The sequence below is a fragment of the Pleomorphomonas sp. T1.2MG-36 genome (genome assembly GCF_950100655.1).
GTDB lineage: Bacteria > Pseudomonadota > Alphaproteobacteria > Rhizobiales > Pleomorphomonadaceae > Pleomorphomonas.
Genome location: NZ_CATNLY010000001.1, coordinates 199716 through 220743, shown reverse-complemented (window position 1 = coordinate 220743; position 21028 = coordinate 199716). Strand labels below are relative to the sequence as shown.

At 61.7% G+C, this 21028-nt stretch carries 17 protein-coding genes and 1 tRNA gene; 7 read left to right on the top strand and 11 right to left on the bottom strand.

Annotated elements, in window-relative coordinates; genetic code table 11:
* Positions 1-156: 156 nt before the first annotated feature.
* The 3 genes from araC (at position 157) to QQZ18_RS01045 (ending at position 3654) form a co-directional block, all read left to right on the top strand.
* On the top strand, positions 157-1113 hold the full coding sequence (gene araC, locus QQZ18_RS01055; protein ID WP_284537423.1) for an arabinose operon transcriptional regulator AraC: 957 nt from the start codon (positions 157-159) through the stop codon (positions 1111-1113).
* Between the two features lie 236 nt (positions 1114-1349).
* Positions 1350-2507, top strand: a complete 1158-nt coding sequence (locus QQZ18_RS01050; protein WP_284537422.1) for a galactokinase — start codon at positions 1350-1352, stop codon at positions 2505-2507.
* Positions 2508-2613: 106 nt separating this feature from the next.
* Positions 2614-3654, top strand: a complete 1041-nt coding sequence (locus tag QQZ18_RS01045) for a UDP-glucose--hexose-1-phosphate uridylyltransferase (RefSeq protein ID WP_284537421.1) — start codon at positions 2614-2616, stop codon at positions 3652-3654.
* Between the two features lie 83 nt (positions 3655-3737).
* Here the strand turns inward: QQZ18_RS01045 and yjfF are convergent, their stop codons facing one another.
* The 5 genes from yjfF to lipB form a co-directional block, all read right to left on the bottom strand.
* The gene (gene yjfF / locus QQZ18_RS01040; protein ID WP_284537420.1) at positions 3738-4742 is read right to left on the bottom strand and encodes a galactofuranose ABC transporter, permease protein YjfF; all 1005 of its coding nucleotides are present in this window, start codon (positions 4740-4742) and stop codon (positions 3738-3740) included.
* Positions 4739-5773, bottom strand: a complete 1035-nt coding sequence (locus QQZ18_RS01035) for an ABC transporter permease (RefSeq protein ID WP_284537419.1) — start codon at positions 5771-5773, stop codon at positions 4739-4741. Before QQZ18_RS01035 ends, yjfF begins: the two co-directional genes overlap by 4 nt.
* Positions 5773-7293 (bottom strand): galactofuranose ABC transporter, ATP-binding protein YtfR, encoded by a 1521-nt coding sequence (gene ytfR, locus QQZ18_RS01030; protein WP_446728587.1) that lies wholly within the window; start codon positions 7291-7293, stop codon positions 5773-5775. Before ytfR ends, QQZ18_RS01035 begins: the two co-directional genes overlap by 1 nt.
* Positions 7294-7450: 157 nt before the next feature.
* Entirely contained in the window at positions 7451-8407 is a 957-nt protein-coding gene (gene ytfQ / locus QQZ18_RS01025; RefSeq protein ID WP_284537418.1) for a galactofuranose ABC transporter, galactofuranose-binding protein YtfQ, read from the bottom strand.
* A gap of 564 nt (positions 8408-8971) precedes the next feature.
* Positions 8972-9649 (bottom strand): lipoyl(octanoyl) transferase LipB, encoded by a 678-nt coding sequence (lipB, locus tag QQZ18_RS01020; protein WP_284537417.1) that lies wholly within the window; start codon positions 9647-9649, stop codon positions 8972-8974.
* Between the two features lie 155 nt (positions 9650-9804).
* Between lipB and QQZ18_RS01015 the strand changes: the two genes are divergently transcribed.
* Both QQZ18_RS01015 and QQZ18_RS01010 read left to right on the top strand, forming a co-directional pair.
* Positions 9805-10071 (top strand): FliM/FliN family flagellar motor switch protein, encoded by a 267-nt coding sequence (locus tag QQZ18_RS01015; RefSeq protein WP_101288026.1) that lies wholly within the window; start codon positions 9805-9807, stop codon positions 10069-10071.
* A 127-nt stretch (positions 10072-10198) separates the two neighbouring features.
* Positions 10199-10283: transfer RNA gene (locus QQZ18_RS01010), tRNA-Leu, on the top strand.
* An 86-nt stretch (positions 10284-10369) separates the two neighbouring features.
* Here the strand turns inward: QQZ18_RS01010 and QQZ18_RS01005 are convergent.
* The 5 genes from QQZ18_RS01005 to QQZ18_RS00985 all read right to left on the bottom strand — a co-directional run bounded on the left by QQZ18_RS01005 (position 10370) and on the right by QQZ18_RS00985 (position 13551).
* Positions 10370-11155 carry a tyrosine-type recombinase/integrase gene (locus QQZ18_RS01005; RefSeq protein ID WP_284537416.1) on the bottom strand — a complete coding sequence of 262 codons (786 nt, stop codon included), beginning with the start codon at positions 11153-11155 and terminating at the stop codon, positions 10370-10372.
* Positions 11152-11541 (bottom strand): recombination protein NinB, encoded by a 390-nt coding sequence (locus QQZ18_RS01000; protein ID WP_284537415.1) that lies wholly within the window; start codon positions 11539-11541, stop codon positions 11152-11154. The genes QQZ18_RS01005 and QQZ18_RS01000 overlap by 4 nt, the downstream gene beginning before the upstream one ends.
* The gene (locus QQZ18_RS00995) at positions 11541-11945 is read right to left on the bottom strand and encodes a recombinase RecT (RefSeq protein ID WP_446728586.1); all 405 of its coding nucleotides are present in this window, start codon (positions 11943-11945) and stop codon (positions 11541-11543) included. The genes QQZ18_RS01000 and QQZ18_RS00995 overlap by 1 nt, the downstream gene beginning before the upstream one ends.
* Before the next feature lie 306 nt (positions 11946-12251).
* Positions 12252-12656, bottom strand: coding sequence for a helix-turn-helix domain-containing protein (locus tag QQZ18_RS00990; protein WP_284537414.1), 405 nt, complete (start codon positions 12654-12656; stop codon positions 12252-12254).
* A gap of 349 nt (positions 12657-13005) precedes the next feature.
* Positions 13006-13551, bottom strand: coding sequence for a hypothetical protein (locus QQZ18_RS00985; RefSeq protein ID WP_284537413.1), 546 nt, complete (start codon positions 13549-13551; stop codon positions 13006-13008).
* Positions 13552-13689: 138 nt separating this feature from the next.
* Between QQZ18_RS00985 and QQZ18_RS00980 the strand changes: the two genes are divergently transcribed.
* Entirely contained in the window at positions 13690-14133 is a 444-nt protein-coding gene (locus QQZ18_RS00980) for a phage regulatory CII family protein (protein WP_284537412.1), read from the top strand.
* A gap of 163 nt (positions 14134-14296) precedes the next feature.
* Positions 14297-14545 carry a hypothetical protein gene (locus QQZ18_RS00975; protein ID WP_284537411.1) on the top strand — a complete coding sequence of 83 codons (249 nt, stop codon included), beginning with the start codon at positions 14297-14299 and terminating at the stop codon, positions 14543-14545.
* Positions 14546-15153: 608 nt separating this feature from the next.
* On the opposite strand, the gene QQZ18_RS00970 is transcribed toward QQZ18_RS00975, so the two are convergent.
* Positions 15154-20355, bottom strand: coding sequence for a beta strand repeat-containing protein (locus QQZ18_RS00970; RefSeq protein ID WP_284537410.1), 5202 nt, complete (start codon positions 20353-20355; stop codon positions 15154-15156).
* Positions 20356-21028: the final 673 nt, after the last annotated feature.

Sequence of the window (21028 nt, the reverse complement as noted above, 5' to 3'; positions counted from 1 at the left end):
CAGCCGTGATGCGGACGAATTTCGCCCTCCAAGCGAAACGTCCAGCCTCTTCCTCCTTGTCGGCGATCGAATTCAAGCCGCTGTTATTGCTCATTTTGATTGAGAGGATTATAGTGCGCCCCATCTGCTTCCCAAAGGGCTAATCCAGCTTTTTACATGGACGATACTGCCGCCCCCCTTTCCGCACCGGCTCAGGTCGAGAGCGTCATTCGCCGTTTGTCGCTCTTGCAGGCAGGAGGGGAGACGACGGCCGACCCCTTCGTCGCTCCGCTGTTCCCCGGTTTCCACTTCGATACACGTCTCGTCGCCGGCATCACGCCGATCGAACGGGGTGGTCCGCTCGATTTCCGCATCGAGCGGCCGGACGGCATGCGCGGCTGGATCATCAACCTGACGGTCAAGGGCAGCGGCGAAGTCTTCGACGGAGAGAACCGCTTCACGGTGGAGCCGGGTGATCTCGTGCTGTTTCCGCCGGGGGCCATTCACGACTACGGGCGCGCGCCGGGGGCATCGGAATGGTGGCACCGCTGGATCTATTTCCAGCCCCGCGCCTTCTGGAGCGGCTGGCTGTCCTGGCGGGGAGCGCGCGGCGCATTCTTCGTGCAGCGGGTGGACGACAAGTCGCTGGTGGCAACGCTGGAAGCGCTGTTCGGGGAAGTGGCAAGCTGGTCGGCCAACACCGATCTGCTTTCCATGGAACTCGCCATGAACCTCCTGGAGCGGGTGATACTGCTCTGCGCCAAGAATGATCGGGCGACGGCACCGCCGGGGCACTTCGATCAGCGTCTGCTGATGGCCTGCAAGTTCGTCACCGACAATCTGCACAGGCCACTTTCGGTGGCGGAAATCGCCCAGGCGGTTTGCCTGTCGCCGTCGCGCCTGGCCCATCTGTTCACGCAGACCCTCGGCCGGTCGATCCTGAAATGGCGCGAAGAGCAGGTGATCCAGTTCGCCTGTCATCTGCTTCTGGTGACGCCGAGCCCGGTGAAGCAGATCGCCGCCCAGGTCGGCTACGAAGACCCGCTCTATTTCAGTCGCGTCTTCCGCCGCTACACCGGGTGCAGCCCCAAGGCCTTCCGGGCCGAACATGGCCGCACCCAAGGCTTGCCGTAAGTAAAATCGAGCTCGCCGTCACCCGGTCCGCTTTCCCCATGGAGAGCGGAATCGCGGGGGTGTACGCAAAGGCGCGCAAGCGGCCAGTGCTTGCCGGGTTGTTTTATGCTGTCTATAAAGGAGTGTCGCCTCGCTGCGTGAGCCCGAAGCGGCGCGATCGATACAGCGCATTCATCCATGCCGGCAACCGTTTCGGAGGGGCGCCGGTCGTGATCTTCGGGAGGCGAGAAGCCAACATGTTCAGCGTCGACGAGCTCAAGGCAGGATTCAGGGATATCTTCGGAAGCGAGCCGTTTCTCATCAGGGCCCCCGGGCGCGTCAACCTGATCGGCGAGCATACCGACTACAATGACGGCTTCATCATGCCGGCGGCGCTGGAATACGAGACCCGTGCCGCCGTTGCGCCTCGTCCGGACAGAATCCTCCGTGTCCACTCGGCCAAGATTGGTGAGACTCGGGAGTTCGATCTGGACGATCCTGCTCCCCAGCCGAAGCGCGACTGGACAGATTACGTGTTCGGTGTGGCCGTGGCGCTGGCTGGCGCCGGAAAGGCGCTCAAGGGTGCCGACATCCTGGTCGCCTCGTCGGTTCCGGTCGGTTCCGGCCTGTCGTCCTCGGCAGCGCTCGAGGTGTCGATCGGCTATAGCCTTCTGACCGTTGCCGGGCTGCCTATCGACACGGTCGAACTCGCCAAGCTCTGCCAGAAGGCCGAGAACGAGTTCGTCGGCATGCGCTGCGGCATCATGGACCAGTTCATTTCCTGCAACGGCCAGCACGATCATGCGTTGATGATCGACTGTCGCAGCCTTGAAAAGCGGCCTGTGCCGATCGATCCGCGGGCCCGCATCGTCGTCGCCAACTCGATGGTCCACCATGAACTGGCCTCGGGCGAATACAACAAGCGCCGCGCGTCCTGCGAGGAGGCGGTCCGCCTTCTCTCCCCGGTGCTCGGACCGATCAAGGCGCTGCGCGATGTGACGCCCGCCGACCTCGAAGCGAACAAGGCGCTGGTCTCGGACGTCACCTATCGTCGTGCCCGCCACATCGTCACGGAGAACGAGCGAGTGCTTGAAGCGGCCGATGCGCTGGCCGCGGGAAATCTGGCCCGTTGCGGCGCGTTGATGAACCAGTCGCACGCCTCGATGCGCGACGACTACGAGATCTCATGCGAAGAGGTCGACGTGCTGGTCGACATCGCCCAGAAGCAGCCCGGTGTGTTCGGCTCTCGCATGACCGGCGGCGGCTTCGGCGGTTGCACGGTGAGCCTTGTCGAAGCCGGCGCCGCCGATGCTTTCATGGAAAACGTGAAGGCGGCCTACGAGAAGGCGACCGGTCTCAAGTCGACCATCTTTGCCTGTTCGCCGCAGCAGGGAGTGGGCCCGCTCGCGGGCTGAGTGCACCGGCGGAGCGGTAGCCGGACGGTCCGCTCCGTTCCCTTTCCGGGACGCGCAGGCGTTCCAGCCGGTTGCCGACCGATCCATCGGCCAGGACGGAACAATCATGAACGCATTCGCCGATCATCCTCACCGCCGGTTCAACCCACTTACGGGGGAGTGGGTGTTGGTATCGCCGCACCGGGCCAAGCGTCCGTGGCAGGGGCAGGTGGAGAAGTTGCCGCCCGTCGCGGGTATCGCGCACGACCCGAAATGCAATCTCTGCACCGGCAATCTGCGCATGAACGGCGAGCGCAACCCTGACTACAAGCATACCTTCGTTTTCACCAACGACTTCGCAGCGCTGACGCCGGATGCGCCCTCCGATTATCAGAACGACGATGGGCTGATGATCGCCGAAGGCGAATCCGGTCTTTGCCGGGTGCTGTGCTTCTCACCGCGCCACGACCAGACGCTGTCGCGCATGTCGGTCGAAGAGATCACCTATGTCGTCGATGCCTGGATCGAGCAGTTCGTCGACCTCGGCTCGAAACCCGACATCGGTTCGGTGCTGATCTTCGAGAATCGCGGCGAGGCGATGGGATGCTCGCAACCGCATCCGCATGGGCAGATCTGGTCGAGCCGACATATGCCCAACGAGACCGCCAAGGAAACCGATCGTCAGCTCGCCTATTTCAAGGAAAAGGGAAGGGCGATGCTCCTCGACTACGTCGAAAAGGAGCTGAAGCTCGGCGAGCGCATCATCCATCAGAACGACCACTTCGTCGTCCTGATGCCTTACTGGGCGATCTGGCCGTTCGAGACCATGGTGCTGCCCAAGCGCCGCATGGGCGGTTTCGACGAGTTCACGACCGGCGAGCGCGCCTCGCTGGCCGACGCGCTGTCCAATATCGCCATCCGCTACGACAACCTGTTCGAGACGTCCTTCCCCTACTCGATGGGGTTCCATCAGAAGCCGACCGATGGAGAGGCGCATGAGGAGTGGATGTTCCACGCCCACTTCTACCCGCCGCTCCTGCGCTCGGCGACGGTGAAGAAGTTCATGGTCGGCTTCGAGATGCTCGGTTCGCCTCAGCGCGACCTGACGCCGGAGACGGCCGCGCAGCGACTGCGCGATCTGCCCACCATCCATTACCTCGATCGGTAATCGATCCGCTTCAATGCCTGCCCGAAATGGAACCGCCGCCGGATCGCTCCGGCGGCGGTTCCACTTTGGCTAGGGCCGTTCGATCAGGCGCTTGTCGGCTGGGCGGCCGAGGCGTGGCGCATGTTGCGGGCGCTGCGCTCGGACATCCACATCAGGCCGCGCTGGAGAGCGATGAAGCCGAACAGCAGAAGACCGATGACGATCTTGGTCCACCAGCTCGACAGCGTACCATCGAACACGATGTAGGTCTGGATCAGCCCCTGGATGCAGATGCCCAGGAAAGTACCGGCGACAAAGCCGTAGCCGCCGGTCAGCAGCGTACCGCCGATCACCACGGCGGCGATGGCGTCGAGCTCGACACCGACGGCCGCCAGCGAATAGCCGGCCGAGGTGTAGAGCGAGAAGACGATGCCCGAGAGGCCGGCAAGGAAGCCCGAAAGGGCGTAGATGCCGATCGTCGTCTTTGCCACAGGCACGCCCATGAGCTGGGCGGACGTGAGGTTGCCGCCCAGGGCGTAGACATAGGTGCCGAAGCGGGTGCGCTGGGCGATGATGATGCCGAGGGCGAATACGGCCAGCATGACCATGGCGATCAGCGTCAACCGTCCACCGCCGGGCATCCTGATGTAGATGTCCTGCAGGGTCGAATAGAACGGATGGGTGATGGGCACCGATTCCGTCGTCAGCAGATAGGAAATGCCGCGGGCGAGGAACATGCCGGCCAGCGTCACGATGAACGGCGGCATGTCCAGGAAGAAGATGACGCCCCCCATCGCCGCCCCGAAGGCGGTGGTCAGCACCAGCACGATGGCAAAGGCCGCCAGCGGATGGATGGAGGTATCCCGCAGGACCACCGACAGGAACACGCCGGTGAAGGCGATCACCGATCCAACCGACAGGTCGATGCCGCCGGACAGGATCACGAAGGTCATGCCGACCGCAGTGATGCCGAGAAAGGCGTTGTCGGTCAGCAGGTTGCCGGCGACGCGCGTCGAGAGCATGTTCGGAAACACCGAGATGCAAATGACGTAGGCCAGCACGAAGACCACAAAGGTGGCCATCAGCGGCAGGTACTTGGAGTTTTTCATCGCGCCGCGTGCTCCCTGCTTTCGGTCTTGACCGCCACCGGCTGCCGGTTGGCCCGGAAGTTGGCGATGGCCGCCTGGCTGGCAGGCGATTGGACGATCAGAATGATCAGGATGATCGCCGCCTTGATGATGAGGTTGAACTCCGGCGGGAAGCCCGCCAGGAGAATGCCGGTATTGAGCGACTGGATGATCATGGCGCCCATCAGCGAGCCGACAAGCGAGAAGCGACCACCGAGCAGCGACGTTCCGCCGATCACCACCGCCAGGATGGCATCCATCTCAAGCCAGAGACCGGCGTTGTTGGCGTCGGCGCCCTTGATATCGGCGGCGGCGATAACGCCGGCGACGGCCGCGCAGAGCCCGGACACCGCGTAGACGGCGAGTAGGATGACGCGGGAATTGACACCCGACAGCGTGGAGGCGCGCCGGTTGACGCCGATCGCCTCGATCAGCAGCCCGAGCGCCGAGCGCCGAATGACCAGGATCGCCAGGATCGCAATGACGATCCAGATGATGACCGGCATCGGCAGGTTCAGGAACGAGCCGGAACCGACGAAGATCAGTTCGGGCTTGTCGTTGAAAGTCAGAATGACGCCTTCGGTGATGAGCTGGGCGATGCCTCGGCCGGCCACCATCAGGATCAGCGTGGCGATGATCGGCTGAATGTCCAGCAGGGCGACCAGAGCGCCGTTCCAGATGCCGCAGACGAGGCCGACGAACAGCGCTCCGGCGAGCGTCGCAGGAAGCGAGTAGCCGGAGGTGATCAGCGACGCCGCGACGGCGCCGACGATGGCCATTACGGCACCGACGGAAAGATCGATGCCCTTGGTCGCGATCACCAGCGTCATGCCGATGGCCAGAAGGGTGACCGGCGCGCCGCGGTTGAGCACGTCGATCAGCGAACCGTAGAGGCGGCCGTTCTGGATCTCGATGGAAAAGAAGCCCGGCGAAATGATCGCGTTGAGCGCAAGGATCACCGCCAGGACGATAATCTGGGGTGTCCGCTCACGGACGATGGTAGGAACGGCCATTACGCTGCCTCCCCGGTCGCGCCATGCGAAGCGATGGCCTTCATGATTTGGTCGGTGGAAATCTCCTCGCCGGTCAGCTCGCTGACCATCTTGCGGTCTCTCAGCACGATGATGCGGGAGGAATAGCCGACGAGTTCGCCGAGTTCCGACGAGATGACCAGAAGGGCCATCCCGCGCTCGCAGAGATCGATGATCAGGCGAATGATCTCGGCATGGGCGCCGACGTCGATGCCGCGGGTCGGCTCATCGAGGATGAGGAAGCGCGGATTGGTTGCGAGCCAGCGGGCCAGCAGGACCTTTTGCTGATTGCCGCCGGACAGGAACTTGATCGGCTTCTCGCGGTCGGACGTGCGGATGTCCAGGGCGGCGATGTAGCGATCGGCAAGCGCCTCCTGCTCGGAGCGGGAGAGGGGACGCATCCAGCCGCGCTGAGCCTGAAGCGCGAAGATGATGTTCTCGCGCACCGACAGGTCGCCGACGATGCCGTCGGTCTTGCGGTCCTCCGGACAGAAGGCGAAGCCCTGAGCGATTGCCTTGCGCGGCGAGGACATGTTGACCGGCGTGCCGGCGACGCTGATGGTGCCGCTGTCGGCGCGCTCGATGCCGAACACGAGCTGTGCCGTTTCCGTGCGGCCGGAGCCGAGGAGACCGGCGATGCCGACCACTTCGCCCTGGCGGATGTCGAGGTCGATCGGATCGACGTTTCCGCGCTTGCCAAGCCCGCGTAGCGAGACCAGCGGTTCGGTCTTGGCCGTGTTGGGGTCGATCGTACGCTTGATGTCGGCTTCGAGCTGGCGGCCCAGCATCATGGAGACCAGCTTCAAGCGATCGAGACCGGCTACAGGCACGGTATCGATCAGCCGGCCGTTGCGCAGCACCGTAATGGTGTCAGCGATCTCGTAGACCTGATCGAGGAAATGGCTGATGAAGATGATGCCCATGCCGCGCGCACGAAGCTGGCGGACCACGGCGAACAGCATTTCCACTTCGTGGGCGTCGAGGCTGGCGGTCGGTTCGTCCAGCACGAGCACCTTGCCGGAAATGTCGACCGCGCGGGCGATGGCGACAACCTGCTGGATGGCGACCGAGAAGTTGGCGAGCGGTGCTGTGACGTCGATACCGAGGCCATAGGTGTCGAGGATGGCGCGCGAGCGGCGGTTCATCTCACGCACATCGGTCAGGCCGAAACGCTTGGGCTCGCGTCCAAGGAAAAGGTTCTCGGCCACCGTGAGGTTGGTCAGAAGGTTGACCTCCTGATAGACGGTGCCGATGCCAAGCTTCTGGGCGTCGACGACGTCGCGCGGATAGATGGGCGTTCCTTCGAGCAGGACCTCGCCCTCGTCGCGGCGGTAGGCACCCGTGATGATCTTGATAAGCGTCGATTTGCCCGCGCCGTTCTCGCCGAGAAGAGCGTGCACTTCACCGGCCTGAAGCGTGAAGTCGACATTTTCGAGCGCGGATACGCCAAGAAAGGCCTTGCTGACTCCGCGCACGGATAGCAGGGGCTGAGCGTTCGCCATGATAGCTGGTCCAACTATTGCCGATCAAAGAAACGGGCCGCCCTCCGATGCGACGGCCTCACCCCGAGGGACAAGCCCGCCGACAGCCGGAAAAAGCGGCCCGGCAATAAAGGGGAACGCCGCCCATTACGAAAAGGGGCGGCGCTCCGGGACGGTATCAGTAACCGAGGCCCTTCTTCTCGTCGTAGACCTTCTGCGGGTCATCAGCCGGCGTGTAGAGCTTGGACTCGGTCTGGATCCACTTGGCGGGCTCCTTCTTGTCCTTGAGATAGGCGTCAAGGGCATCGAAGGCCGGGCCGGCCATGTTCGGGGTCAGTTCGACGGTGGCGTTGGCTTCACCGGCGACGAAGGCCTGGAAGATATCCGGAACGGCGTCGACGGAGACGACGAGGATGTCTTTGCCCGGCTTCAGGCCAGCTTCCTTGATCGCCTGGATGGCGCCGACGGCCATGTCGTCATTGTGGGCGTAAAGAGCGCAGATGTTCTTGCCGCCGCCTTCAGCCTTGATGAAGCTTTCCATGACTTCCTTACCCTTGGTGCGGGTGAAGTCACCGGTCTGGCTGCGGATGATCTTCAGGTTGGCGTGGCTGGCGATAGCCTCGTCAAAGCCCTTCTTGCGGTTGATGGCCGGCGACGAGCCCGTCGTGCCCTGGAGCTCGACGATGTTGCACGGCTTGTCGCCGACTTCCTTCACGAGCCAATCGCCGGCAACCTTGCCTTCGAAGACCGTGTCGGACGTGACGGCGGTGAGATAGAGGTCCTGGGGAGCATCGACGGTACGGTCGAGCAGGATCACCGGAATATTGGCTTCCTTGGCTTCCTTGAGGACGGCATCCCAACCGGTGGCGACCACCGGAGCGATCAGGATCGCGTCAACGCCCTGGGCGATGAACGAACGAACGGCCTTGATCTGGTTTTCCTGCTTCTGCTGGGCGTCGGCGAACTTCAGGTCGATGCCGCGCTTCTGAGCTTCGAGCTTGGTAACGCTCGTCTCGGCAGCGCGCCAGCCGGATTCCGAACCGATCTGCGAGAAGCCAACGGTCAGCGCAAAGGCAGACGAAACGGAAAGAGCCGTCGCAAAGGCGGTCGCGGCGAGCAAGTTAAGAGTGCGCATTCTCTCCTCCACATTTTATCCGGGAGCGGCCGAAGGCCTTATCACTCCCCGGACGCCGGCCTCCACACCGGCTAGGGACAAGTTAACCCAGTGGGCATTTTAGCAAAAGAGACAAATCAGTCTCCTTCATGGAAGATTCTGCTGATCCGCATGAATTTGAGACCTATACTAAGGTATAATATCCGGGTCTGGATTTGGGTTTTTAAGGGCTCTTCTGGCAAAATACCGGCGATATGATCGTCCAATCCAATGATGATCGACTTGTTCCGCTTTTCAACTTTTGATGTTGAATCGATTTCTTAAGTATGACAAATAAATCGAGATACGACCAATTGTCTTGAAAAGTCTGGGGCATTGCCATCAGGGAGCAAGCGGCGCCCGATCTCAGATTCGATTCTTCGCGGTCCGACAGACGAGACGACCCCATATTCTCACCGCATATGATGCCGTCTTGTGGAAACGGGCACTGTCGATGGATTTGGTTCCCGCAGGCGAGGCCTTGCGCCTTTCGGCCAAGGTTTCCGTCCATGTCGTCCGACCGGATGAGCCGTCGTCGCTCGGCGCTCAGCCCGCCCATGGCCCGCAAGCCCCGAACACCTCGATGAAGCCGGCCTTCAATGCCGTGTCCGCATCTTCCATGGTCACTGGAAGCCCCAGATCGACAAGGCTCGTCACGCCATGCCCCCGGATGCCGCAAGGTACGATTCCGGCGAAATGGCTGAGGTCCGGTTCGACGTTGAGGCTTATCCCGTGGAAGGTGACCCAGCGACGGACGCGGATGCCGATGGCGGCGATCTTGTCCTCCGCGCCGTCTCCCTTGTCCGGGCGGCGAACCCAGACCCCGACCCGGTCCTCGCGCGTTTCGCCCCGAACGTTGAACGCGGCCAACGCGCCGATGATCCAGCGTTCCAGCGCCGCGACGAAGGCCCTCACATCCTTGCCGCGACGATCGAGGTCGAGCATCACGTAGGCCACCCGCTGACCTGGGCCATGATAGGTGTACTGTCCGCCGCGCCCGGTCTGATGGACCGGAAACAGGTCGGGCTCGACAAGGTCGCTCGGGTCGGCGCTGGTTCCGGCGGTGTAGAGGGGAGGGTGTTCGACCAGCCAGACGAGTTCGGCGGCCCGTCCCTCGGCAATGGCGGCGACACGCTCTTCCATGAAGGCGACGCCGGCCTCGTAATCGACGAGCCCAGGCTCGATACGCCACTCGACTGAGGGGGAACCGGGGGCGGAGCGCATGTCCGTCCTGATTTCGGATCGTTCGTTAACCATTCGGTAACCTTATGCCGCAAACACTCACTTGACGGATGATACGTCGGTTTGCCGCTTCGTGCTCGAGGTGACGCCGGTGGTCGTCGAAGCACCCGCCGACGGCGAGACGGAAGATAGGACCGATGGCCAGTTTGGAGAAGATCAAAGTCGAGATCTCTGTCGTGCTTGGTGGGCAGACCATGCCGATTCACCAGCTGTTGCGCATGGGGCGCGGCGCGGTGATCGAGCTGGACCATTCCGCCGACGACGACGTCGATATCCTCGCCAACAATCTACCGGTTGCGAAGGGGCAGGTGGTACTGAAGGGCGACCGCGTGACTGTTTCGATCACGGAGGTGCTGGCGCGCCCCGCCTCCTATCGCCGCCTCGACGACGTCGTGAAGATCTGAGTATTTTTCCCGGAATCTCGCGGTTTTTCCGATGCTGGCAAAATTCTTCTTGCCTCCCTCTTGTGCCCCGGAGAATCTCTTGCTAGATACCCGGCGCCGGCCCGGAAGGGGTGGCAACTACCAAGATGCGGTCGTGGCGGAATTGGTAGACGCGCAGCGTTGAGGTCGCTGTGTCGCAAGACGTGGAAGTTCGAGTCTTCTCGACCGCACCAAACAAATAAGCCAGGCTCGTAAGTGCCTGGTTTTTTTGTATCTTTCTTCAAGGTGCGGGGCACTTCCGAGAGGGTGCGGGGATAGACTATTCCCGATCCGTTCCCGTGAGTTTGTCGATGGCTCCTTTGGCCAGCCTGCGCCTATCTGCCGACCTCGTATAGAGGGACGCCATAGCGCCTCCCTGCCAGCCGAAAAGGGCTTCCAGCTCCGCCACAGTAGCCCCTGCGTTAGCCGCCCTGGTGGCCCCGATCTTCCGCACCCCGTGGGCCGATTTGGACACCTTGGCCGCATTGCAGGCCTCGCGGAACATGTTGCCGAAGCTCTCCTTGGTAAGCGGGTTGCCTCTGTCGCCGCAGATGAACGTGAGCTCGCCGCAGGGTCCGGCGTCGAGCGTCGTTTGCAACACCGGCAGAATCGGGATTGTGACCTCGGTGTTGTAGCGGCTCTTTTCGGTCCTCAGACTGGCGACCCCATCTCTCACATGCTGCCTGCCGAGTCGCACGGCGTCGCCTCGGCGCAAGCCGGTGTAGAGCAGGACATCGAGCCAAACGCGCTCCTTGGTGCCGATCGGCCACTTGGCCTGATATCGGGCGACGTCGTCCTCATCCCAGACAGCGAATCCTTGCCCCTTGGGGCGCTTCGGATAGCTGATCCCGGCGGTCGGATCGTTTTCCAATAGACCGATGTCTACGGCCCAACGGAACAGCCCGCGCATAGCGTCCAGGAAGTTTCTTGCCTGGGATGTCCAAGGGTGTTCATGGCCAGTATCCGCGAACACGGCTTGGAAGGGAAAACCGCGCTCCAACGCCAAAAGATAGGTCGCTGTTGAGTCCCTACCGCCGGAGACGGACACAACGGATGCGATACTCATGGCTCCCTCCCGTGGAAGGTAACGCCGTGGTTGGAGCCGAACGCTTCGATGAGCGCCATGAAGTCGCCCATCTCACCTTTCGAGAGGTCCGACGAGGAACGGCCGAGGTTGACGAACCCTTTGCCTTCGATGTTCGGGACGAAGCGGATTTCGGAGTTCAGGGCGTCGAGGAAGAGAAGCTTCCAGTCGTCGGGCGAAAGCTTCTGGCCGTGCCAGGGGAGCTGTTGGGCAACATCGGTGAGCATGGCCCACATGCGGGCGTTCTGGTCGAGCGTCCGTTGAGGCGCCTTGAACTCCACGCGGGTTTCCGGCGGGGCCTTCTTGATCCACTCGATTGCCCTGAGGCGGATCACGTCGTTAGCCAGGACGAGGAGGGCGCGCGACATCACGCCTCCTCGGTCAGCCAGTTCGCATCGAACCGGCGGGCGATGGCGAGCGCGACAGCCCGGTCCTCGGTGTCGGCGCAAATGCGATCTACATCGAAGTCGGCCCACACTTGGGCGACTTCGCCGTCTTGCATCGCGGCTTCAAGCAGCTCGAACCATGTGACCGGCGGACGCGGCGCTTCAGGTGTCGGCTCGGGCTTGGCATCGATGACCGGCGCGGGTGGTGCCGGCGGGGCCTTGATGGCCGTCTCGTCGGCTTTCTCGGGGGAGCGGTCCCATTCGTCAGGATCGATGATGCCGGCGAAGCCGAAGGCGTAGCGGGCCGCCTGGATCATCGCCTTGTGGCGGAGCATGCGCCGGGGCCACTGGCGCCACGTATCGGTGTTCCGTACGCACTCGGCCATCCTCGAAAACGGGCGCCTCAGTTCATGAGAAGGAGTTATATCCTTTTTACGGGATATAGCAATACCAAATATCCTTTTTTGGAGATAATTTCTGATCCCTAGATGGTATGCCTACCGCTTGGGAATCTGCACAGGAATGATGGGCGCTCCGGCTGGTTCCATTGAGCGTACTGCTTGTACAGCAGGTATGTTCGCGTTACGTTCCATATCCACATACACGAAATGAGGACGGAATGCTCGCTAGAGAGGTTGTTTTTGTCTTGAGGAGTCTCTCTAGAAACGAGCTTCTAGCGTTGGCTGAGGCCCTCAAGGCCGCTGCAATCCGCGCAGAAGAGAGATCATTCCCGCACGCGCTTCCGGCGACGCGTTTTCCAGAAGCTTCAGAATCTCCTCCTGTTCGGCAGAAATATCAAAGCCATACAGGATATAAGACACGCTAACCCCCAGCTCTTGGCAGATGCCAATGAGGTTGTCGATCGTTGGGTCGCGCCCTTCCGATAAAATGGAGTGAACATATCCGGGGCCGTTTCCCGCCTTCAGAGAAACGTCCCGCTTGGTTCGATCCTTGTCTTTGATCACCTGGGCGAGTCGGTCTCGCCAATCCGTTTCGTTCATGTTGGCAATATGGGCTAAACTCAGAGGATATGCACGGCTGCAAAAAAGGACGTTGATTATATCCTTGATAAAGGATATTCCGATCTTATGTCCCAAGAACGAACCGACATCCTCTCGGACATTGAGGAATTCCTGTCCGAAACGAACATGGGCGCCTCCTACTTTGGCAAGGCCTCGATGGGGTCCTCGGAGTTGGTCAAGCGACTCCGGAGAGGCGGGCGAATGTGGCCAGAAAACGAGGCCAAGGTTCGCGCCTTTATGGAGCTGCGGAGAAGCCACGAACGCACAGCACGAACTGCCAATCTAGCGCCTCGCGCGGCAGCACCTTCTGACGAGAACATGCCCGAAGTGTTAGTGCGCGGAAACAGGAAAGCCGCGTCCGATTTCCCACATGCATCGGAACCATCATGAACGACATCCAAGTCCTGATGATCTTTGGTGCCTTTCACTTGGCCGTGCTCGTCATCGGGACAATAGCAGCTATCGAAACCTCTCTTCGCTTAAGGGCCTTGGCCGAGTTGGTCGATGTTGTTCTCACGCACACTGCTGTGATTTGCGCAGAACTGGCTGTTGTACGCAGCCAACACTCAAACTGTGAAGCATTTGTGCCTATGGGGCCACACATTACTCCGACAGGTAGAGAAGAGGCGGCCCCAACCTCATCCGGCATGGCTATGCCGCCCACAAGCACAACAACCTCACTTCGCTCAGAGGGGGCATAAATGCTTGTTGTTAATGCGCTTTCTTTTCTATCAACCCGGATATCCTGTATCCAAAAGCCTTCCATGCCGGATGGCATGAAGCGAATAGTCAAGGCGGTCCAGCCGTTCGATTGGCCTGTGGCTTCGACAATCATTCTTGGCCGCGTGGCGCGTTCATTTTCTCTCTTATCAAGAATTCTATCGACACGACTCCACACCCCGAGAGCAGTGCCGATCAATCCAAATACAAGACCGGCTCCCGCCGTAACTGTGGTGAGATCTAGAGTCACTTGGGCCCCCCCTTTCTGCTCTCCGCCGATCTGGTTCCACGTCGGCGTCGCTCACCTGATTTCGGTGCCAGCGCTTTCCTAGAGCACCCATCAAAAGTTGCGGCGACACACATACACCCCTCTTTCTGCCACGGAATCATGATGAACGACATCCCGATCAAGTCAGCCCTCAAACGCCAGATCGCGGCTCTCGGGGGACTGGAAGCCGCCGCCGAGCTGACAGGCATCAGCAAGAGCCATATTCAGCGCCTCGCCGACATCAACGCTCGCGATCGCGTCACACTCGCTGATGCCGCCAAGATCGATGAGATTGCAGGCGATCCGGTGATCCTTCGCGTGGTCGCCGCCGCGCTTGGTTACAGACTCGACGCATTGGCGACCGACGAACGCGGAACCAACCTTCGCCGTGATGCGAACACCTTGATTATCAAGACGGCCGAGCTCGGCTCCGCAGTGAGTGAGGCACTTGAGGACGGCATCATTTCCGACAACGAGGTCGTGCTGCTCACCAAGATGCTCATCGACCTGCAGGCCCGCAATTCCGAGCTGCTCAAAGCGTTGCAGGGAAGGCGGACCGGATGAAACACGCGTGGCTAGCCATGCCCGTAATCGCTCCCCGAAACGACGGCACTACCAACGCGACCACGTCGCTTAGGGCAAACGGTAACGCTGTCGTTTCGGGGAATGCGACCCGACGAGGGCAGGGCAAGGCCATCGCAGCCGCAATAGAGCCGAGATTGACCCGGTGATCTCCTCGGTCGCCGCCCACATGGATCTGGTTCGGCTCCTCTACATCGAGGAGCGCGATCACATCCAGAACATCCGCTCGGCCGCTGCCCGACACGGCAACAGCCTTGAGGTGAGGGCAGCGCGGGCAAGCCTCGGAACGATCTCGGTCAAAGAACACCGGCTCGAAGCACTGGCGAGCCTGGGCAAATTCCTTTCGGAACTGGAGGCGGATGTGAAGACGCGGCCAAGCGAGGGCGACCAATGAGCATCGCCCGCCTGATCGAAGACATGGCCGCCGCTGGTGCTCCCATCAGTGCCATCGTCATGGCCGTTCGCGAGATCGAGGAAAGAGACGCGGTCGACGCCGAGCGCCGCGCCAAAGCGGCCGAACGCAAGCGCCGGGAGCGTGACCGTAGGCGTGACAGTCACGCGACAGTCACAGGACAGTCACGCGACACCCCCCATTCCCCCCCGCTTTCCCCCACACCCCCTAACACCCCCCCTATATCCCCCCAGACTACACCGGACGAGACGCGCGACGCGGCGCCCGAGCCTGAGCCGATCTCGGAACCGGATTACGAAACGCTCGGTCGGGAACTGGCAAATGCCGGGGGTAGGGCGCTGGTCAATCCAGCCGCGGCGCCGGGGCTCCTCGTCCTGTCCGATCCGATGAACTGGATCCGCAACGGCTGCGACCTCCAGGCCGACATTCTCCCAGCCATCCGAGCCCGATGTAGCAGGGCGCGACCGTCGAGCATCCGTTCCTGGAACTACTTCACCGAAGCCGTCTACCAAGCCCGCGACAACCGCCTGAAGCCCGCGCCGGAGCCGAACAATGTCCAACCGTCCCGCACTTCCCACCCCGCAGCTGCTTCACCCCACGACGTTCTCGTTGCCGCCCTCGCTGGTCGAGCTGGAACGCACCTTGAGGCCCGAAGACGCGGCGAGCCGGACCCCGACGCTGAGCCGGGCGCTTACGACGGCCGAACGATCGATCTTGTCGCGGTTGGTCGATGAGGTCGCGCCGCTTGCCGAAGCCAAGCCCGATCCGGTCACCGCGCTTCGAGAGGTCGCCCGGCTCCTCATGGCATTCCCTGCATCGAACATAAGCGTACCGGCGGAGTTGCGGTTCTCAGTAGTAGTGATCAGTCGCCCGTCGATGGTGGTCTGTCGCGTTTCGACCTGATCGAACGTGCCATCGCCGTTGACATCGCGCTCATACTTCACAAGCCGCTTGTCGTCCGACGTCGTGGTCGTCGTCGCCTCGATCAGCAGGCCCGCAGTGTTGCGAACCTCGTTCCGCTCGATGGTCGAACCGTCGGCCAGCGTCCGGGTCGTTCGGGTGGCCTTGCGGCCATCGACGCCAGCAATGGCCGAAGTGTCCTCGATCGTCACGGTACGTCCGTCGGCGCTGGTCGTCGTGACGGTGCTGGAAAGAGCCGCCGTGCCGACCTTGCTGATGCTGGTTACCGTGGTGGAACCGTCGGCATTCAGCACCTTGGTGGTCTGCGTGGTCTGGTCCGTCGTGCCGTCGCCGTTATTGTCGAGCGACAGTGTCGACGTCAGGCGATTTGCCGATTCGACGAGCGTCGACGATCTGGTAACCGCCGAACCCGACTTCCAGGTGTCAGTCGTCCTGCGGGTGCCATCGGCGTCGAGCGTCACCTTGTTCTCGTGCGTCAGACCATAGGTACCGCCGCCGGTATCGTCGAAGGATGTCGTCCGGGAAAGACCGTTGCCCGACGTCACGTCTTGCGTCCGCGACTTGACCTGCCAGGAGCCGTTCATGACGCTCTCGACCGTGGTCGCGGTCGTGCTGCCGTCGGCGTTGAGGACGGTCGTCTCCACGAGCTGCTTTTCGGCGGCACCATTGCCGTCGGCATCGAACAGAGTGGTCTTCACCAAGCGATTGGCGCTGAGCGTCACCGTTTTGCGGCTCGCCAGCGTCGTGCCATTGGCCTGGAACTGCGAGGACACTTCTGTGGCCGTCCCGTCGTCGGCCAGCGCGGTGACGACCGTCTGGTCCGTCTTACCGTCTCCGTTGACGTCGCGCACCACCGACACCGTGTTGCCGTTGCCCGACGTGGTCGTCGTCACCTTGCTCTCGACCGAGGAATCGGCCTTGCGGTAGGTGCTGGTTTCCGTCTTGTCGCCGTTCGCGGCGATCACCGTTGCCTGCTCGACGCTGCCGAGCCGGGCGCCAGCCCCATCCGTCCAGATGATCGACGAGGTCAACCCGTTGGCGCTGACGGTGCTCGTCGACCTTTCCGTCAGAGTGGATGTCCCCGAGTATTCGGAAGATGTGGTTGTTTTGGCCCCATCGGCGCCGATGGCCGTCACCTGACTGCGCGTTCGATCCACCGTGCCATCGTTGTTGGAATCGATGCTGGTCGTCACCGTCAGCCCATCGGCCGATGTGAGCGTGACGACACTGCTCTGCGGAGAACCGGCCGCGTTGAACTCCTTGACTGTCACCTTGGCTGAGCCGTCGACCAATATCTCCTTGACGCTCGACAGGTCGGTCTGGCCGTTGCCATCGAGGTCGACTGTCGTGGTCGCGGTCAACGCGTTGGCGGTCGTCGTCGTAACATACGAGCCGATCAAGGTGTTGTTGGCCGACTTGACGGTCTTTGTCACCACCGTTGAGCCATCTGCATTCAGCGACGTGGTCTCCGCCGTCGTCCGGTCGGTGGTCGTGTTTCCATCGATGTCGTCAACGATGGTCTTGGACAATCCGTTGCCACTGACTGTCACCGTCGACTTCGACACCAGCGACGTGCCGTTGTTCGCCGAAGTCACGGTCTTCGTTGAACCGTCGGCGGAGAAGGTCGTGTCGGAGGTGACCGTTTCGTCGGCCGTACCGTCACCGTTTCTGTCTCGCGACCCGGTTGTGGTGAAGCCGTCGCCGGCCACCCACGTCTTTTCGGAGACCAGCAGCGCGCCGGAGCGAGCATAACTGGACACGGTGCGCGTGGAGCTGCCGTCCGTGGACAGGCTGGTCGAATCCGTCACCTTGCGATCGATGGTGCCATCGCCGTCGGCATCCGTCTCGGTGGTCACGACGAGGCCATTGGCGCTCGTTTTGGCCGTCACGCGGCTCTGGAGCACGCCCGTGTCGGTTAGGTCACGCTGCTCGACAGTGGTGCTGCCGTCGGTCGCGACCGTCGTCGTCTGCTTGCCATCGAGCTTGCCGTCACCGTCAGCGTCGATGTCGGTGATGACGCTGCGGCGGTCGGCGCTGATGGTCGTGGTGGACTTGGAGAGCAGCGTATTGTTGCCGCTCCGCGCTTCCACCGTCTTCACTTGGCTCGCATCGGCGTTGACCACCGTGACAGAGGAAGCCGAGGCATCCACCGCGCCGTCGCCGTTGATGTCGCGGGTCACCGACTGTGTCAATCCGTTGGCGCTGATGTTGGTGACCGTGCGGTCGATAAGCGCATTGTTGCGCGCGCGTCGTTCCACCGTCTCGGTTGAAGAGCCGTCCGAGTTCTTGACAGTCGTGTCGATGCCGACCTCGGCGATTTCGAATGCACCGGATACGAATCGACCGGTTTCGGTTCGCGTCGATCGCCCATCGGCCGAAGTGGTCTTGACGGCCCTGAGCACACTCGTGCCATTGCTGGCATAATCGGTCGTCGTCTCGATGACCTGACTCGAAGCGGATTTGGCCACAGTCACCGTCCGATCGGTCGCCCCGTCGCCGTTGGCATCGGTCGTTGTGGTGCGCGTCAGCCCGTCCGCATTACGCACCGTCGTGGTCTTCGACAGAAGCGTGCCGTTGGCGCTTTTCGTCGAGAACACCTGCGTGCGCGTACCGTCGGCCGCGACCGTGGTGACATCCGAACTGGTCCGGTCAAAAGCGCTATCCGAGTTGAGGTCCGATGAGGAGGTTTTCGTCAGGCCATCGCGGCTGGTCGTCGTTACCGTCTTGCCAATGGCACCGCCGCTGCGGGCCGTCCTGGTTTCCGTCACGGTCGCCGTTCCCGCCGTGTCCCGTACCGTCGACGATGCGACGTTGAGATCGACAAGGCCGTCGCCATCGCTGTCGATCGTCTCTGTCCGCGACTGTCCGTCGGCGGAAATGCTCGTCACCGTCTTGGCCAGCAGCGCGCCCGTCCCAGCGTTGACGCTTTCGGTCTCGACGCGGCTGCCATTGCTGTTGATCACCGTCTGATCGCTTGTCGTGCGCTCCGTCGTGCCGTTGCCGTCCAGATCGAAGGCAACGGACCGGAGCAGACGGTCGGCGCTCATGGTCGTCGTGGTCTTGGCAATGGTCGAGGCACTCGGCGCCAAGGCAGCCAGCGTGACGACCAGCGAGTTGTCGGTGCCGGTCACCTGCGTCTCGCGCTCGGTGGTCCAGCCGCCGCCGCGCTTGTCGCGATCGATGGTGATGGTCTTGCGGTCGGCGCTGGTCGCGGTGGTGATCTTGTCGATCAGCACGCCGGCCGCCGTCTTGTTGGTCTCGACGCGCTGGCGCGAGCCGTCGGCATTCACCGTCGTCACGTCCGTCAGCACGCGATCGATGACACCATCTCCATTGGAATCAAACCTGGTCGTCACGCCGAGGCCATCGGCCGTCGTCGTCCGCACGATCTCCTCGGCGAGCGAACCGTCACTGGTCAGCGCCTTGCTGGTCACTGTGACCGCGCCGGCCCCGTCCGTCGAGGATGTGGTGCTGACGGCATAGCCGCGACTATCGACCATCAGCGTTGCCGTCGCTGCCTGCCCGGTGCTGCCGTCCGTCTTGGTGTAGCTCGTCACGCCGTCGATCGAGGAACCATCGGAGAGAGCGATGCGCGTTTCGTCGGTCGTCAGCTTGATCGAGCGGATGCCCAGCTCGGCCATGGTCTTCGCCACCGTCGTGCCGTCGGGGCGCGTCACCATCACCTTGAACTTCGACCAGTCGGCGTCGGAGGCATCGAGCACACCGTTCTTGTCGGTGTCGAACACCTGCCTCAGCGCCTCAATGTCACTGTCGGCGGTGGGGTCCCAGTCGGTAAAGATCACTTCCTTGCGGTTCGAGATGACGCCGTCGCCGTCGGCGTCGACCATCAGCACGCCGTCACCGGCTCCAGCCCAGGCAGTGCGATGCTTGTAGCCATCGCCGCCGATGTCGAAGTAGACGCTCGACTGGTCGAGCCGCGTCACGTCAAAGCCGTCGCCATCGAGATCAAGCAAGACGGGATGGCCCTTGCCGGAACTGCCGCCGGATGAGCCACTGCCAGATGAACTTGGAGATGAGGAGCTATTGGAGCCGGAGCCGCCGCTGCCCTTACCGGACGAGCCGCTGCTGGAGGAGCCACTACCGGAGGTCTGACCGGAAGGCGCAGTGTTGGCACTGGAGCCACTACCCTTGCCGGATGAGCCGGAGGTCGAGGACGACTGGGTTTTCTGCTGCTTGGCGGCCGCCTCTTTGGCGGCATTATAAGCATTCTCGGCCGTGCGGCTCGTTGACCAATCGGAGGTCCCGAGGCCTGCTGCGCGGGCCTCACCCATGCCGGCCGCCATCGCGTCTTTGTACGACTTGCCGGCAGCAACCGCGGCCGTCACCGCCGCTTCCACGCGACTATTCGCAGTGGCCCTGTCGCCACCATGCGACGAAATGTAACTGTCATAGGTCTGGCGATCGAGCGAGATCGCGCGGCCCGAGGTCGAGTAGGAGACCAAGCCGCCGCCACTGGTGCTACTATTTGAGCCTTTGGTGACGCCCGAGCCGCTGGACCCGCCAAGCTCCTCAACACCAAGCGATCCCTTGCCAAGCGCAATGGCGTAGTCTTCCGGGACGCCATGCCGAATTGCCGCTTCGGTCACGGCGACATCCTTCTTTTCCTTGGTGGACTCATGTGTCCACGGATTAGAGGTGTTGTGAACGCGGACGCCACCAGCCACGTAGGTGTGTAGATCCTCGACTTCGAAGTTGTAGGTGGCCCAGCCTTCAACGACGATGGGCGACAGGGCGAGGCCGCCAACGACTGGCGTCTCAAGCTTGCTGGCGCGCTCGTATAGGTGGGCGGTCTCGGCGGAATAGACGATGCGCCGGGCGGAAACGCGTTGCAGCTGACCGTCCGCAAGCACGATGGTCGCCTCATCGCCACCGCTGCGCTTAAGAATGTCTGCGATGGTGGGGAAGTTGCCGAACTCGTCCAGGAAGTGGTGGCCGGGTGTACAGGTTAACTCGCGGGAGGAGTCGTTCTCCTGCCAAGTTAGGACTACCCATTCAGTAGTGATGTTGTTAAATAAATGAGTGACTCGACGAGGAACTAGACTATTATATCTGTTTTCATTTCTTGAATCATACGCCAGAACTATATCTCCTGGCCTAATATCTCTAATATAGCATGTATTCCCGCCTTCAAGTTGAATAGATGTATCACCAGTGAAGCACTTGAGGAGGTCAGGCTGACTTGAATACATAACATCGGTATCGTGCGGAACAACATTAAGAATCCGTTTCATCTCTATTAAGCCGTCATACCAAGATGCGTAATGAGGGTCATTCGGCCCTGCGGTGCCGGGAACCGTCACATGCCTAAACTCATGAAGAAAAGAATATGGGTATTGTTTTACTTCGCCATAAAGCGGAGGAACTGCGATATATATCTTGTTTCCGACGGTCAGTCCACCAAGACGTGGATTTTCATAAAGCGCCTTTCCTGTTATTTTGTCGACTTCAACTAATCTAGGGGAGTTGGCCCTCATCGGGTCGGACGTTATTTCTACAGTTCTAGGTATTACATTTGAGATAGAA